We start from the raw sequence: 23,396 nt of genomic DNA on the forward strand, positions 1-23,396 counted from the left end.
GAGGTCCACCGCTCATCGGTGAGGCGATCGATCAGGTGCGGGCTGGACTGCCCGGGTAGAATCGGCGGGGCCGCGAAGGATTCTGGCCGCCCCTGACCCCGAACCCCAAGCGAGTTCCCATGGATCTTCTCATCGTCGGCTCCGGCTTCTTCGGCCTCACGATCGCCGAGCGGGCCGCCTCTGCGGGCCGCAAAGTGACGGTCATCGATCGGCGCACGCACATCGGCGGGAACGCCTACAGCGAGGACGAGCCGGAGACGGGCATCGAGGTCCACCGTTACGGTGCGCACCTGTTCCACACCTCCAACCCGGCGGTCTGGGAGTATGTGAACCGGTTCACTACCTTCACTGACTATGTCCACCGGGTGTACACCAACCACAAGGGCGTCGTCTTCCCGCTGCCCATCAACCTCGGCACGATCAACCAGTTCTTCGCGGCTGCGTACTCTCCGGATCAGGCCCGTGCCCTCATTCAGGAGCAGGCGGGGGAGTTCGACGCCAAGGACGCCGCGAACCTGGAGGAGAAGGGTATCGCGCTCATCGGACGCCCTCTCTATGAGGCGTTCATCCGCGATTACACCGCAAAGCAGTGGCAGACCGACCCGAAGAACCTTCCCGCCGAGGTGATCAGCCGTCTGCCGGTGCGCTACACCTACGACAACCGCTACTTCAACGACACGTGGGAGGGGCTGCCCACCGACGGCTATACCGCCTGGATCGAGCGGATGGCAGACCACCCGAACATCGAGGTGAAGCTCGACACCGACTTCTTCGACGAGACCCAGCCGATCCACAAGGCGGCGACGGTCGGCCAGCTCCCGATCGTCTACACCGGTCCGATCGACCGCTACTTCGACGACGCTGAGGGTGCACTGTCGTGGCGCACGCTCGATTTCGAGCAGGAGGTCGTGCCCGTCGGCGATTATCAGGGGACCCCCGTGATGAACTACGCCGACGCCGACGTCCCGTACACCCGTATCCACGAGTTCAGGCACTTCCATCCTGAGCGCGCCGATCGGTACCCGTCCGACAAGAGCGTCATCATGCGCGAGTTCTCCCGATTCGCCACGCGCGAGGACGAGCCCTATTATCCGGTCAACACCGCCGAGGATCGCGCTGGTCTCCTGGCCTACCGCGAGCTGGCAAAGGGGGAGAGGGACGTGCATTTCGGCGGCCGCCTCGGCACGTACCAGTACCTTGATATGCACATGGCCATCGGCTCCGCGCTGTCGATGTGGAACAACCAGCTCGCCGACCAGACGGGCTCGTGAGCTCGGTCGCCACCCCCGTCGAGGACGCCCGATCCTCCTCCGCGGGTGAGCATGCGGGACTGCCGCGCACTCCGCTGTCCGCCGACGGCTCCGTAGCGTATCGAGCCGACATCGACGGGCTGAGGGCCCTCGCCATCCTGCTCGTCGTGGTCTACCACGTCTGGTTGGGCCGGGTGTCCGGCGGTGTGGACGTCTTCCTCATGATCTCCGCGTTCTTCCTCACCGCGTCCTTCGCCCGTCGCATGAAGCACGGTGCTCGCATGCGTGTCGGCACCTACTGGCTCCGCAAGTTCCGGCGACTCCTGCCGGCCGCGGTGGTGACGCTGCTCGGTGTCCTCGCGACGGCCTACTTCCTGTACCCGCAGACCGTGTGGTCCACCCTCTGGCGGCAGACGTGGGCGTCGCTGTTCTACGTCCAGAACTGGGAGCTGGCGTTCTCCGAGGTCGACTACTACGCACGTGACGCGCAGATCCCGAGCGCTCTCCAGCACTTCTGGTCGCTCTCCGTTCAGGGTCAGGTCTTCCTCCTCTGGCCGCTCATCTTCCTCGTCGTGGCGTTCGTCGTCCGGCGCACGCGGATCCGGGCAGATCTGCTGTTGGCCGTCGTCTTCGGCCTGATCTTCGCGGCCTCGCTCGCGTTCTCCATCCATGAGACCGCGACGAATCAGACGTTCGCCTACTTCGACACGCGCACCCGTCTCTGGGAATTCGCCGCCGGCTCGCTCGTCGCGCTGGCCATCCCCTTCTTCCGGGCGCCCGCCGCCGTCCGAGCCGTGCTCGGCTGGGTGGGCGTCATCGGGATCGTCGCGTGCGGCATCGTGATCGACGTGAGAGGCGGGTTCCCCGGCTACCTCGCCCTCTGGCCCGTGCTGTGCACCGCCGCCGTGATCCTCGGAGGAGTGGCTCCCGCTCGGGGGGCGCCGTCCTCCCTCCTGGCATCGCGACCGCTCCGCTTCCTCGGTCGCGACGCTTACGCGCTCTATCTCGTGCATTGGCCTGTCCTGATCACGTGGCTGATCGTGACGGACCGGACGAGCGTCGGTCCCTTCGCCGGCCTCGCGATCATCGTCATCTCGTTCGTGCTCGCCCGCCTCGTTGCAGGGGGCGTCGAGAACCCCATTCGCCGGCTGACCGCGCTGGATGCACGGCCGGTGCTCGGAGGTGTCGTCATCCTGGCGTGCATCGCGACGGTTGCAGTGCCGCTGACGCTGTGGCAGGTCGCCGAGCGGGTCCGCGTGGAGTCTGCCGCGGCAGAGTTCGCCAGCGATTACCCAGGGGCCGCGGCGCTTCCCTTCGGCGAGGGCGTCCCGGTGCGGGCGGGTGTGCCGCTGCTCCCTGATCCGACGTCGATCGGCGACGAGTGGGTGGCGTTGGAGTCCGACTGCGAGGGAGCGTTCCGTCCGACCTCGCCCCTGGTCGCCCGTACCTGCGCCCAGCTCACCTCCGTCGGTGAGCCATCGGGCACAGTGGTCGTCGTCGGCGACTCGCACGCCCAGCAGTGGATGGGGGCGGTGCTCCCGCTCGCGCGGGAGCAGGGGTGGAACGTCGTCGCGTTGCTGAAGGGCGGATGCTCCTTCGCCGCCGACGAGCCACCGGTCCCCGGATCCCAGGACTGCGTGCGGTGGCGGGCAGCTGCCGATAGGTACATCCAGCGACTTCAGCCGGACTTCGTCTTCGGCATGGCGACGAAGACCGAACCGGGAGGACCGGGTGAGCGCGCGCTGGGCGGGCTGGAGGAGACCGTCGAGTCGCTGGAGTCGACGGGCGCCGAGGTGGTCCTGTTCCGCGACAACCCGCGCTTCACGGAAGACATCTTCGAGTGCGTGGTCGAGAACGGCGCCGATTCGGTCCTCTGCCGCGCGGATCGGTCGGACGCGCTCGCGCGCTTCGATCCGGCCCGCGGCTCGGCCGGAGACGCTCACCTGGTGGATCTGTCCGATTACCTGTGCCCGGAAGACGTGTGCCTCCCGGTCATCGGCAACGTCGCGGTGTACCTCGACGACAACCACCTCACCCACATGTACGCGGCGACGCTGGCGCCTCTGCTCGCGCGGGAACTCGCCGCGGCGGGTGTCATCGAGGCCGGTTGACCGCCGCCGTCATCGCCCGTCGGAGCTCAGGGACGAGAGGGCCTCGACGAGCGCGGGGGTGAGGGTCGCCGCGAACGACCGCGTCATGTGGTTGTCGTCCGTGTAGACCACGAGCCCCCCGATCTGCCAATGGCAGCGTGCGTCGTCGCAGAACTGCGCCGTGAGGTCGAGCAGGTCGGCGTCCGTCTCGACAGCCGCCGCGCGCATCGGGTCCGCGAAGTCGGCATCGCTGCGCGGCATCGCGCACTCCTGCGCGTCGCGCACCGTGAGACAGTCGGGGGCCCCGGCCCCGCCCTGCACGGGGATACGGGCGGTCTCCGGATGGTCGACGAGCACGATGACGTGTTTGCCCGCACCCTGCAGCGTGCGGATCGTGGCGGCGACGGCATCCGGAGACAGGGGGTGATCGGCGGGGTCGTCGGAGACGTACAGCCGTGTGCGGTTCGTGAGCACGACGTCCGTGATGGCAGGGTCGGCCACGATCTCATCGATGACCGCCCTTGTCGGCTGCGGGCACAGCTGCGCACCGACCGGATCGTATCCCCACGCACTGCCGAGCGGCTCGAGCGAGACGAGCGGGCATCCCGAGACGAGGAAGGTGGACAGTCCCCACCCCTTCTCCCCCGTCGCGCGCTCGAAGGTCTCGACCCACCGAGTCGCGTGCGAGTCGCCGACGAGCGCGATCGTCCGGTCCTTATCGGCATCGGGTGTCCGCAGATCGCAGCGACGATACGTCACGAGCTCGACGGTGAGCTCGCACGCGGCGACCTCGGCGGTCGGGAGGTCCGAGGCGAACGAGGGAGCGGGGGCGCGCAGGGGCGCCACGGACGGGCCCCCGCACTGCGGATCCGACATCGTGGTCGCGCCCCAGCACGCCGGGAGGGTAGCCGGCACCTGCGGCGGCGGCGGCACCGTAGACAGCGCGAGCGGGAGACTCATCGCCATCACGACGAGCATTCCGCCGCCCGCCGCGACGAGGGACCGTCGCGGTCGTGCGGAGGCCAGCCATCGGTGTGAGCGCACCGGATCTTCGATGAAGACCTTGGACGCCCACCCCAGCGCGATCGAGACGGCGCCGACGGCGACGGACTGCCAGGTGTTCAGCGGCGCCAGGAGCGCGTACGGGAGAAGGACGATGAGGGGCCAGTGCCAGAGGTAGACGCCGTAGGAGACGTCGCCCACGAACTGCACCGGCCGCACCGAGAAAAGCCTCGTCGGAGCCCACCGGGTACGTGGGGCGCCCGCCACGACGACCAGGACGGTACCGAGCACGGGCAGCAGGGCCGTGTACGAAGGGAAGGGCGTCGCGCCGGTGAAGAGGAACATGGCGACGGCAAGCAACGCGAAGCCTGCCCAAGACGAGGCTGCAGCGACGCCTCCGGTGATCGGGGTGGGGGTCCGGCGCAAGACGAGCGCGAGGAGCGCGCCCGCCCCGAATTCCCACGCGCGCGTCGCGGTGGAGAAGTAGGCGACCGTGGGTACGAGAGCCGTGTATACGACGGAGAAGACGAAACTCGCAAGGGTCGTGACCAGGACGGCCCCCGCCATTCCCCGAAGCCCGGTGCGCCGCATCCGGCCGGCGAGGTAGGCGCCTCCGATCAGCAGCAGGGGCCAGACGAGGTAGAACTGCTCCTCCACACCCAGGGTCCAGAAGTGCTGCACCGGCGACTTGACGTTCGACAACGCCATGTAGTCCACGGACTGCGCCGCCAGCGCCCAGTTCTCGACATAGAAGGCGGAGGCGATGATCTCCAGGCCGAATTGCGGCCACCTCGTGAGCGGTACGAGGACGTACACAGCGATCGCCGTCGCAGCGAGGACGAGGAGGGATGCCGGCAGCAGCCGTCGTGCGCGTCGCGCCCAGAATCCCGGGAGCGAGATACGACCGCGACGGACGTGGTCGCGCACGAGGTGGTCGGTGATGAGGAATCCCGAGACGACGAAGAAGACGTCGACGCCGACGTAGCCGCCCGGCAGACGGAGGGGCCACAGGTGGAACAGCAGGACGCCGAGCACGGCTACCGCGCGCAGCGCCTGAATCTCCGGGCGGACGACCGGCGTGCGGTGTGGCGCGTCTGTCGCCGGCACCCGTGCCTCAGTAGCGGTCTTCGTCACAAATGCCCGCTCCTTCTGCATCGCGGCGGGATCCAGCGTAGCGTCCGTCGCTACAGGCTCCCCGCCACCGCGCGGGTGTGATCCGTCCCCATAGACTCGACTCCGTGACCACAGCCGCCGTCGGCGCTCCGGGCTCTCCTCGGCGCTATCTCCACTCGCTGTGGCTGCTCACCGCACGAGACCTCCGGGTCCGATACGCCACGAGCGCGCTCGGCTACCTCTGGTCGGTGCTGGACCCGCTCGTGATGAGCCTGATCTACTGGTTCGTCTTCACGCAGGTCTTCCAGCGCACGGTCGGACACGAGCCGTACATCGTGTTCCTCATCACCGCGCTCCTGCCGTGGGTCTGGTTCAACGCCGCGGTCTCGGACTTCACGCGCGCGTTCAACAAGGACGCCCGGCTCGTCCGCTCCACGGCGATCCCGCGCACGATCTGGGTGAACAGGATCGTGCTGAGCAAAGGCATCGAGTTCCTCTGCTCGCTCCCGGTGCTGGCCGGTTTCGTGATCGTCGCGGCCCTCACCAGTGCCACTCCGGTCGCGCTGAACTGGGGGCTTCTGCTCTTCCCCGTCGCGATCCTGCTCCAGACCGCGCTCCTGGTCGGCCTCGGCCTCCTCGTCGCGCCCCTCTGCGTCATGTACACCGATCTCGAGCGCACGACGAAGCTCATCCTGCGTGTGCTGTTCTACGCCTCGCCGATCATCTACTCCGTCTCCGACCTGCCGGGCGTCTTCCCCGAGATCGCGGCCCTCAACCCGCTGTCGGGCATCTTCACGCTGTACCGCGTGGGCTTCTTCCCCGAGGTATGGGACACGCTGAGCGTCGTCGTCGGGGCAGTGATGAGCCTCGGATTCCTCGCGCTCGGCATCCTGGTCTTCCGTCGGCTCGAGCGTCCCGTGCTGAAGGAGCTGTGATGGGCGATCTCGCGATCGAGGTGCACGACCTCGGAGTGCGGTTCCGGCGCAACCGGCGGGGGCGCCGCAGCTTCAAGGATCTCTTCGCGGACTCCTCGCGGCGGTCGAAGCCCGGGGAGTTCTGGGCGCTGCGCAACGTGTCGTTCGACGTGCGGCCCGGCGAGTCGATCGGTGTCGTGGGACGCAACGGTCAGGGCAAGTCCACCCTCCTCAAGCTCGTCGCGGGAGTGCTCCTGTCCGACGAGGGCAAGGTCCAGGTCAACGGCGGAGTCGCGCCGCTCATCGAGATCACCGGCGGCTTCGTCGGCGACCTGACCGTCCGCGAGAACGTGCGACTGACCGCCGGGCTGCACGGCATGTCGCGCGCCGAGGTCTCTCGGCGCTTCGACGGGATCATCGATTTCGCCGAGCTGCACGAGTCGGTCGACACGCCGTACAAGCACCTGTCGAACGGCATGAAGGTGCGTCTGGCTTTCGCGGTCGTCTCTCAGCTCGAAGAGCCGATCCTGCTCGTCGACGAAGTGCTCGCCGTCGGCGACAAGGCGTTCCGCGAGAAGTGCTACACGCGCATCGACGAACTGCTCTCCGAGGGGCGCACGCTCTTCTTCGTGAGCCACAACGAGAAGGACCTCCGCCGCTTCTGCGAGCGAGGGCTCTACCTCGACAAAGGCGGCCTCGTCATGGACGCGCCGATCGCCGAGGTGCTCGACCGTTACAACGCCGACTACAACGCCGGCTGAGGCACGTCAGCCCGCGGCGCCCACGAGCGGCGGCATCGGCTTCCATGACGCATCCCGCGCGATCTTGGCGCCGTCGCGGATGCCGCGGAAGAGGTTCGAGGTTCCGCGGACGGTCCGCTCGACGGCGACGAGCCGGATGAGCTCCTTGCCGAAGGTCAGAGCCGTGCCGATGCCGAACAGCACCGGGTTGTACACACCGAGCGAGCGGTAGTAGTTCTTCATGTGGCCGCGGTTGCGCATGATGTAGTACCGGTACGCGTTGCTCGAGGCGTTCATGTGGCGGATGCCCATGTCCCACTGCTTGATCTCGCGGGTCCGTCGCAGGACGAACTCGTCCACGATGACCGACGTGGTCTTGCGTGAGGCGAGCCAGCCGTACATCTGGTCGTCCCAGTAGATGAAGAAGCGCGGGTCGGGCAGACCGATCTGCTCGACGATGTCGCGGTGGATGAACATGCCCTCGAAGCAGCCCGAGTTCATCGGCTTGAAGCCGGACGCGTCGAAGCCTGCGGGCGCGAACGGAATCGGGATGCCGAGCGGTTCGGCGACCCGGTACTGCCAGTAGAACTCGCTGCCGTCGTAGTCGTAGCGCCGGCCCTGGATGCTCTTGAACCGGGGCGCCCACGCGCCCATGCGCGCGAGACCGTCGGGGAGCACCTCGACGTCGTCGTCCATGAGCCAGATCCACGTCGAGCCGAGTTCGTACGCGGTGCGCATACCCTCGCTGAAGCCGCCGGACCCGCCGGTGTTGGTCTCGAGCCGCCGGTAGACCAGTTCGGTGCCGAGCTTCTCGCGGTACGACTCGACGAGCTCGGTCGTGTCGTCGACCGAGGCATTGTCGATGATCACGACGTGACCCGGCTTCGGGTCCATCTTCGTGATGCTCTCCAGCAGCCGCGTGAGGAGACCCGAGCGGTTGTAGGTGACGATCGCGATCGTTGCGGAAGCAGGATCGAAGGGGGTCGTCGACGTCATCTCGGGCTTGTCAGCTGTACGGGGCATGGCCTGAGCATCCTACCGCGACCCACCCGGCGCTTCCTGGATGCGGGGGAGCAGGGGTCCGCCCGCATCGATCCGCTCGCGCCACGAGCGTGACTGTCCGGCGCGCACGGCGCACAGCACGAGCAGCAGCCACCCGAAGCCGGTGAGCGTGAAGCTCTCGAACATCGAGTCCACGAGGAGAGCGATCAGGACGAGCGGTGTCCACGCGTAGATGACCGAGCGGCGCTGACTCGCGTCGAGCCACGAGCGCACGAGAGCGACGCCGGCGAGACCGGCGAACAGCAGCAGGCCGATCCAGCCGAGCTGCAGCAGCACGTCGAAGTAGGCGTTCAGCCCGCTCGCGTGGCTCGTGCGCAGCGTGTAGTTGATCGCGCTGAACGGGAACTCCGCCCCGTCCCACGGCCCGAACCAGCCCCAGCCCTGCACCGGCTTGGAGCGCAGGTAGTCCACCATCGTGTTCCACAGCGTCACGCGGGTCGCGAAGTCCGACCCGGCGCCGAGCAGGGCGATGATCGGATGCCGCGCCGCATAGCCCACGGCGAGCCCGGCGACGACGACCCCGCCGAACGTCCACTGCAGTGCGGAGCGGTCGGCGGGACGGGCGTGCCGGACGAGCGCGAGCGCGCCGACGGCGAGTCCGACCGCGACGGCGAGGACGAGGACCGTGGGGGAGTCGCTGAGGGCGGCGAGACCGCCCGCCAGCACGACCGAGTACACCGAGACGCCGAGCCGCACGGTCTGGGTACGGTACTCGATCAGGAAGGTGATGAGAGCGATCACGGCGACGAATCCGAGCAGATTGCGCGTGCCGAAGATGCCCTGGACCGGTCCGAACTGGGCGATGTTGCCCTGGATGCCGAGGAACCGGATCGGGATGTCCAGGAGCACGCCCGACAGGATCTCCATGCCGAGCGACACGGAGAGGAGGACGCGGAGCACGTCGCCGAGCGCGCGCACGGTCTGCAGCGTGTCGCGGACGTGACCGATCACCACGGCCAGCAAGGCCAGGCCGAACAGCGACACCCAGCCCCAGAACGAGCCGGAGGTGTCTTGGCTCCAGAACACGCTCGCGAGCGCCCACGCGACGAACAGCAGCACGGTCGTGGGTACGAGCCGCACGAGCGAGATCTCCCGACGCCGGGAGATCAGCATCCCGAGCCCGAGGACGCACAGCGCGACGACGATAGACGCGTACGTGACCCGACCCGCGATCCGCTCGATCGCGAACGCCGAGAACACCGCGCCGAACACCGCGATCGTGAAGGCCCGCGCGAGGTCGGCCGAGGCGAGCAGCGCGATCCAGCGGGCGGGCGGCGCGCCCGCCGTCGTCATGAGGCCTGCGTGGTCAATTCGCCACGCTCGATCGCGATGCGCATCTCTGCGGCGCCTTCGCCGACGTGCGGGGACTGCTTGATCTTGAACGCGAGCAGGACCACCAGCATCCAGCCCCACAGCAGCAGCGGGCTGGACTCCGCCAGGCCCTGCACGAGCAGCACCGCGCCGAGCAGGGTCGGCAGCAGGGTCAGCGGCGAGTACGGGCGGTCGGCGCGCAGGTCCCAGCGCGGCCGGTCGACGGCGAAGAACCACGAGCGCCAGATGTAGGCGAGGTAGGTCATCACCATCAGGAAGACGCCGATGACGCCGAGCTGGAGGTAGACGTCGATCCACATGTTGTGGGCCTGCATCACGGTCTGCCCGTGGTCGGTGATCCAGCCGTCGAAGGCCGGGTCGGTCGTGATCCACGGCGTGGAGAAGCCCCAGCCGATCCACGGGTGCTCGTTCGCCCGCGCGAGCACGTCCTCCCAGATGCGCTCGCGACCGGTGAGGTCGGCGCTGCGGCCGAGCGCTTCGAACACGGGCCCGCGCAGGAACCAGAACGCGAGAAGCCCGCCGATGCCGACGACCGCGTACGCGATGTAGTACCGGGTGCGCTCGCCGGGGCGCTTCGCGCGGCGCATGAGCAGGACCGTGACGAGCACGACGACGACCGCGACCGCCGCGACGTAGGCCGTGGCGGAGGAGGCGCGGAAGAACAGGAAGCCCGAGACGACGATCCAGCCGATCAGGAGCGAGCGGCGCGGGGCGCGCGCGGCGAAACGGATCGCGAAGACGATGATCGCGAGGAGCGCGACCGGCCCCAGGAGGTTCGCGTTGCCCATGATGCCCTGGAGGCGCCCGCCGTCGAAGAGGTTGTCGCGCGACCAGTAGACGATCGGGTCGTCCGCGGGCTCGCTCGGGATGATGAATCCGGGCAGGATCGGGCCGCCGATGAACACCGAGACCCACAGCTCGAACGCGAGCGACAGCGCGATGACCCACTTCAGCGCCGACGCGAGCGCGCGGACGATCTCGCGCCACGTCAGGACGCTCCCGATGAAGAGTCCCTGCAGGGTCGTGATCACGAGCAGGAGGAGCGTGAGCGCGGAGGCCTCACGCCATGCCGACCAGATGATCGACGCGGTCGCCCACACGACATAGCTGATCGCGAACCACGGCAGGCGCCGCCACTGCACGGGCGGGCGGACCGCGAGCCACAGGCCGATCGAGAGCAGGCCGCCGGCGATCGTGATCACGGCGGTCGGGATCTCGCCGAACGCGTTGATCCACGCGGTCCCGGACAGCGCCATGAAGAGAACGAAGATGCACCAGCCGCGAAGCAGAAGATGGCCCGTCTTCTCACGGGCGGGTGCGGCGGGGGGCGCCGACGCGGGGTGCTTCGAGTGGACGGCCATCGTGAGATCAGGCTACCGGCTGGCGCCCTCTAGCCTGGAGGCATGCTCGCGCCGATCACGAACACGCCTCGGGACTACGACTGGGGCTCCACGAACCTCCTGGCCGACCTCGAGGGCCGACCGGCATCCGGGCAGCCGGAGGCCGAGATCTGGTTCGGCGATCATCCCGGCTGCCCGGCCCGGGTGGCGGACGGCCGCCCGCTCGGCGACTGGCTCCGCGACGAGGGCGCCGGCACCGGGGCGCCGGAGCGCCTGCCCTATCTGCTGAAGCTCCTGGCGGCGGCATCCCCCCTCTCGATCCAGGCGCACCCCTCGCGCGCGCAGGCGATCGAAGGATTCGCGCGCGAGGAGGCGGCGGGCATCCCACGCGACGCCGGGACGCGCACGTATCGCGACGACAACCACAAGCCCGAACTCATCGTCGCGATCAGCGATGAGTTCACCGCGCTCGCAGGGCTCCGCGACCTCGACGCCACGCAGCGCCTGCTGGCGGAGCTCGGGCCCGCGGGCGACGATCTCGCGGCGCGACTGAGCGGGCCGGACGCCGCCCCCGCGCTCCGCGACACGATCCAGTGGCTGCTCTCGGGCGACTCGTCCGCGACCGTCGACGACGTGGTGGCCGCCGCGGCGCGCACCCGGTCCGATGCGTTCGCGGCCGAGTTCGCGCTCGTGGGCCGCCTGGCCGCCACGAACCCGGGCGACCCGGGCATCGTCGTGGCGCTGCTCATGAACCTCGTGACCCTGCGCCGCGGTGAGGGCGTGTATGTCCCGGCGGGCGTCCTGCACGCCTACCTCAAGGGGCTGGGTGTCGAGCTCATGGCCGCGAGCGACAACGTGCTGCGCGGCGGGCTCACTCCCAAGCACATCGACGTGGACGAGCTCGTCGCCGTGCTCGACGCGACACCGGGCCCTGCTCCGGTCGTCCGCGCGGAATCCCGCGGCGGGGGAGTGTTCGTCTACCCGACGCCCGCGCCCGACTTCGCCCTGACGCGTGTGGAGGTGGCGGATGCCGACGACGCGCTCGCGCTCACCGGTGTCGCGATCGCCGTCGCCACCGCCGGTGAGGTGACGCTGCGCGGTGCGGCGGGCGAGCCCGTGTCCCTGCGCCCCGGTCAGGCGGTGCTGATCACGCCCGACGAGCGTCCCGTCGCCTCGGGACGCGGTGAGCTGTTCGTCGCTCAGCCGGGCGTGTCCGGATCGTGATCCGAGCGCGACACGCCGCTGGCGCGTCGTAAACGTTCAAGTCCGGGATGAGGCTTTACGATCTGCGACTTGACCCTGGCGAACTACACGGGTGTAATTACTCGTACACGCGAACAGCGTGGGGGGATGACAGCAAGGAGAACGAGATGACGGGTTACCGTTCCGGCGTTCCCGACAATTGGTTCGTCGACCCGGTCCAGCTCGGGGTTCCCGGAGTCCGTCGGCCGCTGGCCGACGAAGAGGGCAACCCGCTCGGCTGGCAGACCGATGCGCTGTGCGCGCAGACCGACCCAGAGGCGTTCTTCCCCGAGAAGGGCGGATCGACCCGCGACGCGAAGAAGATCTGCACGACGTGCGACGTCCGGGGCGAGTGCCTCGAGTACGCGCTGCAGAACGACGAGCGCTTCGGCATCTGGGGCGGCCTGAGCGAGCGCGAGCGCCGCAAGCTCAAGCGCCGCGCCAGCTGACCGGCTGAGCCGCAGAGCGATCCGGTCGCGTTCGCGCCCTCGCGGCGCGTGCGCGCGGCTCGCCGCCGCCGCCGACCTAGGCTGACCACGTCATGCCCGCCAGAGTCCACGCCATCCTCGTCGTGCGCCCCGACGGTCGCACGCCGGCGGCGCACCACCTGCGCCGCACGCTCGCGGCCCTGGGCGAGCAGACGCGGCGCGTCGATGCGCTCACGATCGTCGCGTGCGGTGACGACCCGGGTGTCGCCGCCGTGGCTGCCGCGTCCGGGGCCGAATCGGTGATCACGGCGCCCGCGTCCACGACGTTCGCTGCGGCGACCGCGATGGCGACCCTGCGCGTGAGGGGCGACGCGGTGTGGTTGCTCGCGCAGGACACCGCTCCCGAGCCGGAGGCGCTGGCCCGCCTCGTCGGCGCCCTCGAGCTCGGCCCGTCGGTGGCCTTCGTCGCGCCCAAGCTCGTCCGCTGGGACGACCGCACGTCGATCGTGTCGCTCGGGGTCAGCATGACCGGCTTCGGCCGCACGATCGAACTGGCCGATGACGAACTCGACCAGGGTCAGCACGACGCCCGCGAAGACGTCCTCGGGTCCGACGTCCGCGGAGTGCTCGCCCGCACCGACGCATGGCGGTCGCTCGGCGGCCTCGACCGATCGCTCTCGGGAGCGGACGAAGGTCTGGACCTCGGCGTGCGCGCACGATTGAGCGGGGCCCGCGTGCTGCTGGTCCCCACCGCCCTCGTCGCGGTCGCCGGTGACGGCGTGGCGGGGCTCCCTGCCCCGCTCACCGCTCCGCGGCGCCGCAGGCGCGCCTTCGCCTCCCGCACCGCCCAGCTGCACCGCCGACTCGTGTACGCCTCACCGGTCGCGGTGTTCTTCCTCTGGCTCGCCATCCTGCCGATCGCGGTGTGGCGAACGATCCTCCAGCTCGTGCGGAAGCAGCCCGGATTCGTGATGCCCGAGTGGCAGGCGGCGCTGGCGGCCCTGGTCCGACTGCCGTCCGTCGCACGCGCTCGCACACGGATCCGCACGTCCCGCGCCGCGTCGTGGGCGCAGATCACTCCGTTGCGCGTCTCGCAGCGCGACCTGCGCGAGCAGCTCGACGACGATGCGGACTCGATCGATCCCGCACGACGCGGTGACCTGCGCTTCTTCACCGGCGGTGGCGCCTGGCTCGTGCTCGGGGCGATCGTCGTGTCGATCGCGGCCTTCCCGGCGCTCGCCGCGTGGACGGTGCTCGGCGGGGGCGGACTGCAGCCGCTCGTGGCCGGCGTCGCGCAGCTGTGGGCCGAGGCGGCCTACGGCCTGCGCGCATCGGGCTTCGACACGATCGGCCCGGCCGACCCGTTCGCCGCCGTCCTCGCTGTCGTGGGCACGCTCTGGCCCTTCGACCCGTCCCGCGCCCTCGTGATCGTGTGGCTCGCCGCCCTGCCCCTCGCGGCGCTCGGCGGCTGGTTCGCCGCCACGCGCGTGACCGACCGCTCCGTGCTGCGGTTCGCGGGCGGCGCGCTCTGGGCGCTCGCGCCGACCTTCCTGGCCGCCCTCACGCAGGGACGGCCGAGCGCCGTGCTCGCGCACCTCCTGCTGCCCTGGCTGTTCTACGCCGGCTCGGTCGCGCAGCGCTCCTGGGTCGCGTCCGGAGCGGCATCCCTCCTCTTCGCCGCCGTGATCGCGTGCGCACCCTCGCTCGCCCCTGCTCTGGTCGTCGCGCTCGTCGGGGCGATCGTGCTCACCGTGGTGCTCCGCCGCGGGCGCGGCGTCGCGCGACTCATCTGGATCGCCGTGCCGGGGGCCCTGCTGGCGGCGCCCCTCGTGTGGCGCCAGCTGCGCACCGGCAATGCGTGGGGGCTGCTCGCCGACCCGGGTCTGGTGTGGGCGGGGCCGCAAGTGGCGGCGGATGCCGCGGGGCGGGCGCTGCTGGCCGCCGGCATCCCGACCCCCGACCTGGTCGGCTGGGCGGGGTTCCTGCCGGGCGTGCCGACGTGGTGGGTGCCGCTGCTCGCGGCGCCCGTCGCGCTGCTCGCGGTCATCGCCCCGCTCACGCAGCGCTGGGCGGCCGGCATCACCCTGCTGGTGATCACGGCGCTCGGCCTCGCGACCGCGTTCGGAGCGGTCGGCATCTCGGTCGCGTTCGCGCAGTCGTTCCCCGTCGCGCTCTGGCCCGGGACCGGACTCAGCCTCGCCTGGCTCGGCGCGGTCGGCGGCGCGCTCGCAGCCCTCGATGCCGGGCTCGCACCGCGGCTCGCCGCGGTGCGCACGGTTGCGGCGACCGTCGCGATGGTCGGTGTGCTCGTGCTCGCCGTTCCGGCGCTCACGTCGATGGCGCGGGGCACGTCCCTTCTCACGAACGGCCCGGCGAGCACCCTGCCGGCGTACGTCGCCGCGGCGGGCCGGGAGGATCCGGAAGTGGGGACGATCATCCTCACCCCGCAGAACGAGGGCGGCGTGTCGGCGCGGGTCGTTTGGGGCGGGAGTCAGACCCTGAACGGACAGGCGACGATCCTGTCGACGCGCACGGCCGGCATCCCCTCAGACGACGAAGTGGCGGATCTCACCGCGAACCTGGTGACCTCATCCGCGGAGGACGTCGTCGGAGACCTCGCCGCGGACGGGGTGAGCTTCGTCCTGCTGGCCCCGGTCGCCGCGCCCGAGTCCGACCTCTCGCGCGCCTTCCGGCTCTCCGCCGAGACCGCGCTCAACCAGCGCGACGGCCTCGACGCCGTGGGCGATACCGCGAAGGGCGCGCTCTGGCGCGTGACCCAGGACGTTCAGCCGCGCGCCTCGGCGTCGGCATCCGTCCACGACCTGTCCCGCACGATCGGACTCGTGCAGCTCGGCGCGGTGCTCGTGGCGCTGCTGCTCGCGATCCCGACGGCGGCGTCGCGTCGCGAAGCCCGCCGCGCGCCCCGCGTCGTGGGACCGCACTGGAGGGAAGGCCGATGACCGACCGCCCCGCCTTCCGATGGGCGACCACGAGCGCGCGGCTGCTGGCCGGCACGCTCGTGGCGATCGCGTTCGTGATCGCGGTCGTCACCTCGGTCTCGATCGCGTGGCCGACGCTGGGGCGAGAGCCCGTACAGGTCGCGGCCACCCCGGCGCCGGCCGACAGCGTCCTTGTGTGCACGGGCGGTGTCCTCGCGATCGGGCGGGACGCGGTGGATGCCTCGCGCATCGAGACCGCTGCGCCGCAGAGTGTGATCAGCGGAGTCGCGCAGGGCGACCCGACACCCTCGTCGGCGTCGCTGTCCGGACCGACGATCGACGGCGTCTCCGCGCCGACAGTCGTCGTCGCGGCCCCCGCGGCCGGCGCGCGCACCGACGTCGCGGCATCCGGATCCGCCACGGTCTCGGCCGACGATCTCCGCGGATTCGCCGCGTCCGCGTGCCGGCCCGCGCTCATGGAGTCGTGGCTCGTGGGCGGATCGGCCGCGACCGGCGCCTCCGACGTCGTGCTGCTGGCGAACCCCGGCACCGTCCCCGCGACCGTGCAGCTCACCGTCTACGGTGCTGCCGGCGTGCAGAACCCGCCCGGCGGCACCGACCTCGTCGTCGCGCCCGGCGCGCAGATCGTCGTTCCCCTGGCCGGTCTCGTCCTCGGGGAGGAGAGCCCGGTGGTGCGGGTCACGGCGACCGGCGCACCCGTGCAGGCGGCGCTGCAGACGAGCATCACCCGCACCCTCGTTCCGGGCGGCGTCGACCAGGTCGGCGCGATCGCCGCGTCGGCGAAGACGCAGGTGGTCCCCGGAGTCAGTGTGACGCAGAACCCCGGTGCGGACGGCGCCACCGGAACCGCGACGCTCGTGCGCATCCTCTCCGCCGACGCGGACACGACCGTCACGATCACCGCGACCGCGATCGGGGCCGCGGCGGGGCCGCCCACGACCGAGACCGTGCCGGTCACCGCCGGCATCCCCACCGAGGTGGAGCTGCCGACCCTCGTCGCCGGCGACTACACCGTCGTCGTGACCGCCGAGTCACCCGTCGTGGCGGCCGTGTGGGAGACCACCGGATTCGGCGAGGGATCGGACTTCGCGTGGTACGCCGCCGCACCCGAAGTGGAGGCGCCGAGCCTGTTCGCCGCGCCGCCCGGCCCCGCGCCGGTCCTCGCGCTCGCGAATCCGACCGACACGGCGGTCACCGTGAGCGTGGACGCCGTGGACGGCGCGTTCGCCCAGCAGGTCACGGTCGCCCCCGGGGCGTCGGCCTCGGTGCCGCTCACCGCCCGGACCGTCTACCGGCTCAGCACCGAGGGGGGCGGCATCCGCGCGGGTCTCACGCAGAGCGGCGACGGCGCGCTCGCCGGATTCCCGGTGTGGCCGTCGGATGCCGCCGCGGGCGAGATCACGGTCTACCCGTAGGGCCGCACTCAGAAGAAGCGGAACCGTTCCGGCCCGAGGTCCCACGGGTCGCGGCCGAGGTACTCCGCCGCGGCCCGGAAGACGCTGCTCTCGACCATCATGCGGCGGTGCAGGTCGTCGTCGCGGTGCAGGTGGCTCAGTCGCTCGATCGGGAGGCGGTACATGATGATGCGCTTCTCGTCGGTCAGCGCCCGCCAGCGGGGGATGCCGTCGTCGTCCGTCGAGGGGGGCATGTCGCCGACCTCGAAGCTCACGTCGCGCAGTTCGGGCCAGGCCGAACGGAGAAACTCCGCCGCCGTGCCGACAGCGAGGTCGAAGCGATCGACGCGGGTCTCCAGCGGCGGCAGCGGCGGGCGCACGATCGGACTCCGGCCCTCGCGGCCGTGGCGGCCGTGGCGGGACGGTCGGCGCGCGGGAGTGGGTGCATGCTCCTTGCTGCGCCGCCATGCCATGCTCCGATCCTATGTCGCGGGGTCGCTCGCTGCGTCGGCGCCGGAAACCTGCGATGGCCCCACGAAATCTGAAGCGCCATCGCAGGTTGGTGTCGCCAACGTGGGGGAGGGGTGGGGTGCGCGGCGCGGCGGCGACGCGGGTGCGGCGGGCGCGGATAGCGTGGAGGCGATGCGCGAACGACTCTGCTCGAAGGTGGGATGCGCCCGCGAGGCCGTCTCCACCCTCACCTACGACTACGGCGACCAGATGGCGGTCCTCGGACCCCTCGGGTTCGGTGGCGACCCGCACGCCCACGACCTGTGCGCGATCCACACCGACCGGCTGTCGATGCCGAAGGGCTGGGTCGTCGTCCGTCACGAGACGCTCGCGCAGCGCTGACGCGCCGGCCCGTCTGGGAGAATGGGCGGATGAGCACTGATGTCGCCGCCGCCCTCGAGTTCCACGTCGCCGATCTGAGCCTCGCCGAAGCCGGGCGTCACCAGATCCGTCTCGCCGAGAACGAGATGCCGGGTCTCATGGCCCTGCGCGAGGAGTTCGGCCCCGCCCAGCCCCTGGCCGGTGCCCGCATCGCGGGGTCGCTGCACATGACCGTGCAGACCGCTGTGCTGATCGAGACCCTGACGGCTCTGGGTGCGCAGGTGCGCTGGGCGAGCTGCAACATCTTCTCCACGCAGGACGAAGCCGCCGCCGCGGTCGCCGTCGGTCCGACCGGCGCGGTCGACGCACCCGCGGGTGTGCCCGTCTTCGCGTGGAAGGGCGAGACGCTCGCCGAATACTGGGCGTGCACCGACCGCATCTTCGACTGGTCGGCCGAAGGCTTCGCCGGACCCAACCTGATCCTCGACGACGGCGGCGACGCGACCCTGCTCGTCCACAAGGGCGTCGAGTTCGAGCGCGCGGGCGCGGTGCCGGATGCCGCCCCCTCGGACTCCGCGGAATACCGGATCGTGCTCGACACGCTTCGGTCGAGCCTCGAGCGCGACCCCGAGCGCTTCACGCGTCTCGCGGAGGGACTGATCGGAGTGACGGAGGAGACCACGACAGGCGTCCACCGCCTGTACGAGCTCGCCGCAGCAGGGCAGCTCCTGTTCCCGGGGATCAACGTCAACGACTCGGTCACCAAGTCGAAGTTCGACAACAAGTACGGCATCCGTCACTCGCTCCCCGACGGACTGAACCGGGCCACCGACGTGCTCATCGGCGGCAAGACCGCCTTCGTCGTGGGGTACGGCGACGTTGGCAAGGGTGCGGCGGAAGCGCTTCGCGGCCAGGGGGCACGCGTGATCGTCGGCGAGGTCGACCCGATCTGCGCTCTGCAGGCCGCGATGGACGGCTTCCAGGTGGCGCGCCTGGAGTCGGTGCTGGGCGAGATCGATCTCGTCGTGACCGGGACCGGCAACAAGAACGTCGTGACCGTCGAGCACCTGCTGGGACTCAAGCACCTCGCGATCGTCGCGAACGTCGGCCACTTCGACAACGAGATCGACATGGCCGGGCTCGAGTCGCTCCCGGGCGCCGAGGCGATCGAGATCAAGCCGCAGGTGCACGAGTGGCGGCTGCCGAACGGGCGCAGTGTGCTCGTCCTCAGCGAAGGTCGCCTGATGAACCTCGGGAACGCCACCGGGCACCCCTCGTTCGTCATGAGTGCGTCCTTCACGAACCAGGTGCTCGCCCAGCTCGAGCTCTTCACCAACATCCAGGCGTACCCGGTCGGCGTCTACACGCTGCCCAAGGCGCTCGATGAGAAGGTGGCGCGGCTGCACCTCGCGGCGCTCGGTGTCGAGCTGACCGAACTGAGCCCGGAGCAGGCCGCGTACATCGGCGTCCCGGTGGAGGGGCCCTACAAGCTGGAGCACTACCGGTACTGAACCCGCGGGTCAGCGCTCCGGGAACCCCCGTGGGGTGCCGGATGCCGATGCCGTGAGCGCGGCGACACGCTGGTCCTCGAGCTGAAGCGCGCGCAGCTCGCGGTCGCGGCGGACGGCGACCACCGCGCGGATGAACGTCTCCGCATCCACGGGAGGGACCGGGGACACGTGCTCCGACGCTTCCGCCGCGAGGGCCTGCGCGAGCCGGGCCCGCTGCGGCGGCTGCATCGCGTCGGCGTTCTGCACGAACTGCGCGATGCGGCGCGACAGGCGGTCGGGGAGGCGGGCCACATCGGCGGTGGGCGCCCATCCGGCGAGGGCGGGCGGCACCGGCGGAGCAGGCGGCGGCAGCTTCGGCGTGCGTGTGCGTTCCGAGTAGGTGCCGGCCATCAGGTCGCCGAGCCGCTGCGCGCGGGGTGTGAAGGCGCCGACGAGCGCGGCGACCGCCCCGACCGTGAGCCAGATCTCGAACACGCCCACCAGTGCCCGGATGAATGCCTGCCGGAACCCGGACGCGCCGCCGTCCGTGCGGACGATCCGTCCGCCCACGACAAGCTTGCCGAGACTGCGTCCACGGGTGATCGTCTCGACGACGGTGGGGATCGCGACGGTCACGGTGACCAGGACCACGATCGTGAGGATCGGCAGGGTGGCGGCATCCAGCGCCCCCTGCCCGACGAGCCACATCGCGACCAGCGCGAGGAGCACGAAGACGACGACGCCCAGGAGAACGTCGATGAGCGCGCCCAACGCACGGAGGAAGTACCCGACCGGCTGCACGTCGAGCGCCACAGCCTCGCCCGTGAGGATCTCGTCCTGGGCGAGATCCACCACCCGTGCGGCAGGGGGTGTCGGTGCGGGCATGCGTACAGTTAACCGCATGGACCTCGACGCTCTGGCGGCCGCGCGCGGCGCCGAGTGGGCGCGGCTAGACGAGCTCAGTCGCTCGCGCCGGCTGTCCGGGAGCGAGGTTGACGAGCTCGTCACGCGCTACCGTGCGGCATCCGCGGATCTCGCCGACATCAAGACGTCCGCCGGCCGCACCGCGCACGGCGACCATGTCTCGACGATGCTGGCCCGGGCGCGGCTGCGCCTGACCGGGGCTCCGGAGAACGTGGTGCGGCAGATTCCGCGGTTCTTCGCGCTGCAACTGCCCGCGGCGCTGTACCGGGTGCGGTGGACGACGCTCGTGATCGCCGTGCTGTTCATCGCGGCGACCGCGCTCGTCGCATTCTGGATCTCTGGTGATGAGGCGCTCGTCGCGTCGCTCGGCAGCCGGGCGCAGTTGGAGTACTACGCCGAGAACGAGTTCACCGGGTACTACAGCGAGAACCCGGCCGCCGTGTTCGCCGGGACGGTGTGGACGAACAACGCGTGGATCGCCGCGCAGTGCGTTCTTTTCGGCATCACCGGCATCTGGCCGATCATGGTGCTCGTGCAGAACGCCGTGGGCGTGGGCACCGCCGCCGCGGTCATGCTCGCGTTCGACCGCGGGGAGGTGTTCCTGCTGTTCATCCTCCCGCACGGCCTGCTCGAGCTGACGTGCATCTTCGTCGCCGGCGCGGCGGGGCTCCATATCTTCTGGGCCTGGGTCGCCCCCGGACGGCGCTCCCGCGGGGAGGCGCTGGCCGCTGCCGGTCGTTCCCTCGCGACGATCGCGCTCGGGCTCGTGATCGCCCTCGGACTGTCGGGCCTGATCGAGGGGTTCGTGACCGCCCAGCCCTGGCCGTGGCCCGTGAAGATCGGCATCGGCGCCCTCGCGCTCGGGGTGTTCGTGTTCTACATGGTCTTCGTCGGCGGCCGCGCCCATCGGCGCGGCGAGACGGGCGACGTGACCGAGTACGAGGCCGGCACCCCCACGCTCACCGCTGGCTGACCCCGGCAGAGCGAAAGGGCCGGCCGCGAAGCGGACCGGCCCTTTCGGCAGAGCAGACTCAGGCCTTCTTGCGGGTCCCGTCGAACAGCGCCCGGTAGGCGAAGCCGGCGATGAGACCGCCGATGATCGGGAACACGATGAACACCCACACCTGGCTGAACGCCAGGCCGCCGCCGTACACCGCGGTCGCGATCGAACGGGCCGGGTTCACCGACGCGTTGTCGATGGGGATGATCGCGAGGTGGATGAGCACGAGGGTCAGACCGATCGCGAGGCCCGCGAAGTTCGAGCCGCGCGTGGAGTGCGTGACACCGAGGATCACCGTGACGAACAGCGCCGTGAACAGCACCTCGACGATGATCGCCGCACCCAGGCCGAAGCCGCCGGGGGAGAGCTCACCGAAGCCGTTGCTCGCGAATCCGCCGTCCTGCGCCGCGGACAGCCAGCCGTCCGGGCCGAAGATGCCGATCAGCACGATGAGGGTCGTCGCGACGAGACCGCCGACGATCTGGGCGATCACGTAGGGGATGACGCTCTTCCAGGGGAAGCGACCCGCGGCCGCGAGGCCCAGGGTCACGGCCGGATTGAAGTGGCCACCCGAGATCGGACCGAACGCGTACGCGCCCGCGATCACGGTGATGCCGACGGCGAGGGCGACGCCGGTGAAGCCGACGCCGAGCGAAGTGCCGTTGTCGCTCGCGCCGAAGTTCGCAGCGAACAGGGCCGTGCTGATGACGCCGAGGACCAGCAGCAGGGTGCCGAACGCCTCAGCGATGAGGGTGGCCGCGGTCGAGGGTCCGGCCGGGACCTCCGCGGGGGTGTGATCGAGCTCGGTCGGCTCGACGGGCTTGTCAGGACGCGGGTCGCTCATGACTCGAAGCTCCTTCTGATCGGAACGGGCGGCGGATCCGCCGACCCAGAGCCTAGGGCATGCTCAGCAACTTCCCAGGGAGCGTGGTCGGCAGGGCGCGGATGCCGGTCATCCGGCGTCATGTTCGTCCCGTCGCGGCGGCGTCAGAGTCGCCCCGCCGCCTTCAGCGCCAGATAGCGGTCGGCGATCCGGGGCGGCAGGGCCTCGGCATCCGCGCTGATCGCTTCGCCGCCCGCGCGGGCGACCGCGGCGGCGACCGCGGCGGCGTCGCGGGAGGCGCGCTCCGCGGCGGCCTCGCGGTACGCCGCCGCGGCGTCCGCTGCCGGCACCCGCTCGGCGTCGGTCACCGTGCCGACGAGCACGTGCGCGCGGCGGGCGAGGGCGGGAAGGGATCCGAGGAACCCGCGAGCGGCATCCGGAGCATCCTGCGCCGTCAGCAGCACGACGAGCGACGGGCGAGAGGTGAGGCTCCGCACCGCGGCGAACGCCGCGTCCCAGTCCGTGTCGATCAGCTGCGGCTCGACGGGCGCCATCGCGTCCACGAGCGCGGGCAGCAGCGCAGGGCCATCCACCCGAGTCACGCGCGCCCGGGTCGTCCGGTCGAACATGAGCAGATGCGTGTGGTCGCCTGCGCGGGATGCGAGGGCGGCGAGCAGCAGAGCCGCCTCCATCGCGGCATCCAGGCGCACACCGTCGCCGACGCGCGCCGCCGCAGTGCGCCCCGTGTCGATCACGATCACGACGTGCCGGTCGCGCTCGGGCTGCCACGTGCGCAGCATCGTCGTGCCCGCCCGGGCCGTGGCGCGCCAGTCGATCGAGCGCACGTCGTCTCCGCGCACGTATTCGCGAAGGCTGTCGAACTCGGTGCCCTGCCCGCGCACCTGCACGCTCGTGTTGCCGTCCAGCTCGCGCAGCCGCGCGAGCCGCGACGGCAGGTGACGTCGTGCCGTGAACGGGGGAAGGACCCGGATGCTGCCCCGCGACGTCACCGTGGCCTGCCTGCCCGCGAGTCCCAGAGGACCGTCCGCGCGCACGGCGACGAACTCCGACCTCAGCTCGCCCCGGCGCCGCGGCGCCAGCGGCACGGTGACGCGGCGACGCTCTCCGGCAGGCACATCGATCGGGATGCGCGCCTCCGGCGCTCCCGCGGTCGGCTGCCAGGCGTCGCGCATCCGCCCGCGCACCCGGCGCTCCCCGGGGTTGGTCAGCCACATGCCGGTCTCCACACGCTGGCCGAGCAGCGCTCGGGCGGGTTCATCGCGGTTCACCCGCAGGACGCGGGGATTGGGAGCGAGGGCCGCGTCGCCGAGAGCCGCCGCCGCGCACAGGAGCAGCCAGCCCGCCGCGCCGATCCATGCGTTCACACCCGCGAGCGAGAGCAGCACGACGGGCACGGCGCCGAGGGCGACGAGGAGGGGGAGGCGGCCGGTGACGAACACG

19 protein-coding genes are annotated in these 23,396 nt (G+C 70.8%); 11 read left to right on the forward strand and 8 right to left on the reverse strand.

The window, feature by feature from the left end; genetic code table 11:
• The first annotated feature begins 119 nt into the window (after window positions 1-119).
• Both glf and AB0P18_RS07770 read left to right on the forward strand, forming a co-directional pair.
• Window positions 120-1,271, forward strand: a complete 1,152-nt coding sequence (gene glf, locus AB0P18_RS07765; protein WP_363359586.1) for a UDP-galactopyranose mutase — start codon at window positions 120-122, stop codon at window positions 1,269-1,271.
• Window positions 1,268-3,361 (forward strand): acyltransferase family protein, encoded by a 2,094-nt coding sequence (locus tag AB0P18_RS07770; protein ID WP_363359587.1) that lies wholly within the window; start codon window positions 1,268-1,270, stop codon window positions 3,359-3,361. Before glf ends, AB0P18_RS07770 begins: the two co-directional genes overlap by 4 nt.
• A gap of 9 nt (window positions 3,362-3,370) precedes the next feature.
• Here the strand turns inward: AB0P18_RS07770 and AB0P18_RS07775 are convergent, their stop codons facing one another.
• Window positions 3,371-5,476, reverse strand: coding sequence for an acyltransferase family protein (locus AB0P18_RS07775; RefSeq protein WP_363359588.1), 2,106 nt, complete (start codon window positions 5,474-5,476; stop codon window positions 3,371-3,373).
• Window positions 5,477-5,580: 104 nt separating this feature from the next.
• Between AB0P18_RS07775 and AB0P18_RS07780 the strand changes: the two genes are divergently transcribed.
• Window positions 5,581-6,390, forward strand: a complete 810-nt coding sequence (locus AB0P18_RS07780) for an ABC transporter permease (protein ID WP_363359589.1) — start codon at window positions 5,581-5,583, stop codon at window positions 6,388-6,390.
• Window positions 6,390-7,130 carry an ABC transporter ATP-binding protein gene (locus tag AB0P18_RS07785; RefSeq protein ID WP_363359590.1) on the forward strand — a complete coding sequence of 247 codons (741 nt, stop codon included), beginning with the start codon at window positions 6,390-6,392 and terminating at the stop codon, window positions 7,128-7,130. Before AB0P18_RS07780 ends, AB0P18_RS07785 begins: the two co-directional genes overlap by 1 nt.
• Window positions 7,131-7,136: 6 nt before the next feature.
• On the opposite strand, the gene AB0P18_RS07790 is transcribed toward AB0P18_RS07785, so the two are convergent.
• Genes AB0P18_RS07790 through AB0P18_RS07800 form a run of 3 tightly spaced genes read right to left on the reverse strand, consistent with a single transcriptional unit; the run spans window position 7,137 to window position 10,864 of the window.
• On the reverse strand, window positions 7,137-8,132 hold the full coding sequence (locus AB0P18_RS07790) for a glycosyltransferase (RefSeq protein WP_363359591.1): 996 nt from the start codon (window positions 8,130-8,132) through the stop codon (window positions 7,137-7,139).
• A 12-nt stretch (window positions 8,133-8,144) separates the two neighbouring features.
• Window positions 8,145-9,464, reverse strand: coding sequence for an O-antigen ligase family protein (locus AB0P18_RS07795; RefSeq protein ID WP_363359592.1), 1,320 nt, complete (start codon window positions 9,462-9,464; stop codon window positions 8,145-8,147).
• Entirely contained in the window at window positions 9,461-10,864 is a 1,404-nt protein-coding gene (locus AB0P18_RS07800) for an O-antigen ligase family protein (RefSeq protein WP_363359594.1), read from the reverse strand. The genes AB0P18_RS07795 and AB0P18_RS07800 overlap by 4 nt, the downstream gene beginning before the upstream one ends.
• Window positions 10,865-10,906: 42 nt before the next feature.
• On the opposite strand from AB0P18_RS07800, the gene manA reads away from it, so the two are divergent.
• The 4 genes from manA (at window position 10,907) to AB0P18_RS07820 (ending at window position 16,888) form a co-directional block, all read left to right on the forward strand.
• Window positions 10,907-12,067: a mannose-6-phosphate isomerase, class I gene (manA, locus tag AB0P18_RS07805; RefSeq protein WP_363359595.1), complete on the forward strand. Its 1,161-nt coding sequence runs from the start codon at window positions 10,907-10,909 to the stop codon at window positions 12,065-12,067.
• 146 nt (window positions 12,068-12,213) lie between these two features.
• Window positions 12,214-12,534: a WhiB family transcriptional regulator gene (locus AB0P18_RS07810; RefSeq protein ID WP_344052421.1), complete on the forward strand. Its 321-nt coding sequence runs from the start codon at window positions 12,214-12,216 to the stop codon at window positions 12,532-12,534.
• A gap of 92 nt (window positions 12,535-12,626) precedes the next feature.
• Window positions 12,627-15,473, forward strand: a complete 2,847-nt coding sequence (locus AB0P18_RS07815; RefSeq protein ID WP_363359596.1) for a glycosyltransferase — start codon at window positions 12,627-12,629, stop codon at window positions 15,471-15,473.
• A complete protein-coding gene (locus AB0P18_RS07820; RefSeq protein ID WP_363359597.1) occupies window positions 15,470-16,888 on the forward strand; it encodes a DUF5719 family protein in 1,419 nt (472 codons plus the stop codon). Before AB0P18_RS07815 ends, AB0P18_RS07820 begins: the two co-directional genes overlap by 4 nt.
• Before the next feature lie 8 nt (window positions 16,889-16,896).
• Here the strand turns inward: AB0P18_RS07820 and AB0P18_RS07825 are convergent, their stop codons facing one another.
• A complete protein-coding gene (locus AB0P18_RS07825; protein WP_363359716.1) occupies window positions 16,897-17,250 on the reverse strand; it encodes a metallopeptidase family protein in 354 nt (117 codons plus the stop codon).
• Between the two features lie 259 nt (window positions 17,251-17,509).
• Between AB0P18_RS07825 and AB0P18_RS07830 the strand changes: the two genes are divergently transcribed.
• Window positions 17,510-17,719 carry a DUF3499 family protein gene (locus AB0P18_RS07830; RefSeq protein WP_344052427.1) on the forward strand — a complete coding sequence of 70 codons (210 nt, stop codon included), beginning with the start codon at window positions 17,510-17,512 and terminating at the stop codon, window positions 17,717-17,719.
• A 29-nt stretch (window positions 17,720-17,748) separates the two neighbouring features.
• Window positions 17,749-19,209, forward strand: coding sequence for an adenosylhomocysteinase (ahcY, locus tag AB0P18_RS07835; protein ID WP_363359598.1), 1,461 nt, complete (start codon window positions 17,749-17,751; stop codon window positions 19,207-19,209).
• 9 nt (window positions 19,210-19,218) lie between these two features.
• Here the strand turns inward: ahcY and AB0P18_RS07840 are convergent, their stop codons facing one another.
• On the reverse strand, window positions 19,219-20,073 hold the full coding sequence (locus AB0P18_RS07840) for an RDD family protein (RefSeq protein ID WP_363359599.1): 855 nt from the start codon (window positions 20,071-20,073) through the stop codon (window positions 19,219-19,221).
• Window positions 20,074-20,089: 16 nt separating this feature from the next.
• On the opposite strand from AB0P18_RS07840, the gene AB0P18_RS07845 reads away from it, so the two are divergent.
• Window positions 20,090-21,085 (forward strand): stage II sporulation protein M, encoded by a 996-nt coding sequence (locus AB0P18_RS07845; RefSeq protein ID WP_363359600.1) that lies wholly within the window; start codon window positions 20,090-20,092, stop codon window positions 21,083-21,085.
• Between the two features lie 58 nt (window positions 21,086-21,143).
• On the opposite strand, the gene AB0P18_RS07850 is transcribed toward AB0P18_RS07845, so the two are convergent.
• Both AB0P18_RS07850 and AB0P18_RS07855 read right to left on the reverse strand, forming a co-directional pair.
• Complete coding sequence (locus tag AB0P18_RS07850) at window positions 21,144-21,956, reverse strand: aquaporin (RefSeq protein WP_344052435.1); 813 nt, start codon at window positions 21,954-21,956, stop codon at window positions 21,144-21,146.
• A 143-nt stretch (window positions 21,957-22,099) separates the two neighbouring features.
• Window positions 22,100-23,395 (reverse strand): DUF58 domain-containing protein, encoded by a 1,296-nt coding sequence (locus tag AB0P18_RS07855; RefSeq protein ID WP_363359601.1) that lies wholly within the window; start codon window positions 23,393-23,395, stop codon window positions 22,100-22,102.
• Window position 23,396 lies beyond the last annotated feature (1 nt).

The sequence above is a fragment of the Microbacterium sp. NPDC064584 genome (assembly GCF_040687315.1).
GTDB classification, from domain to species: Bacteria; Actinomycetota; Actinomycetes; order Actinomycetales; family Microbacteriaceae; genus Microbacterium; species Microbacterium lacus.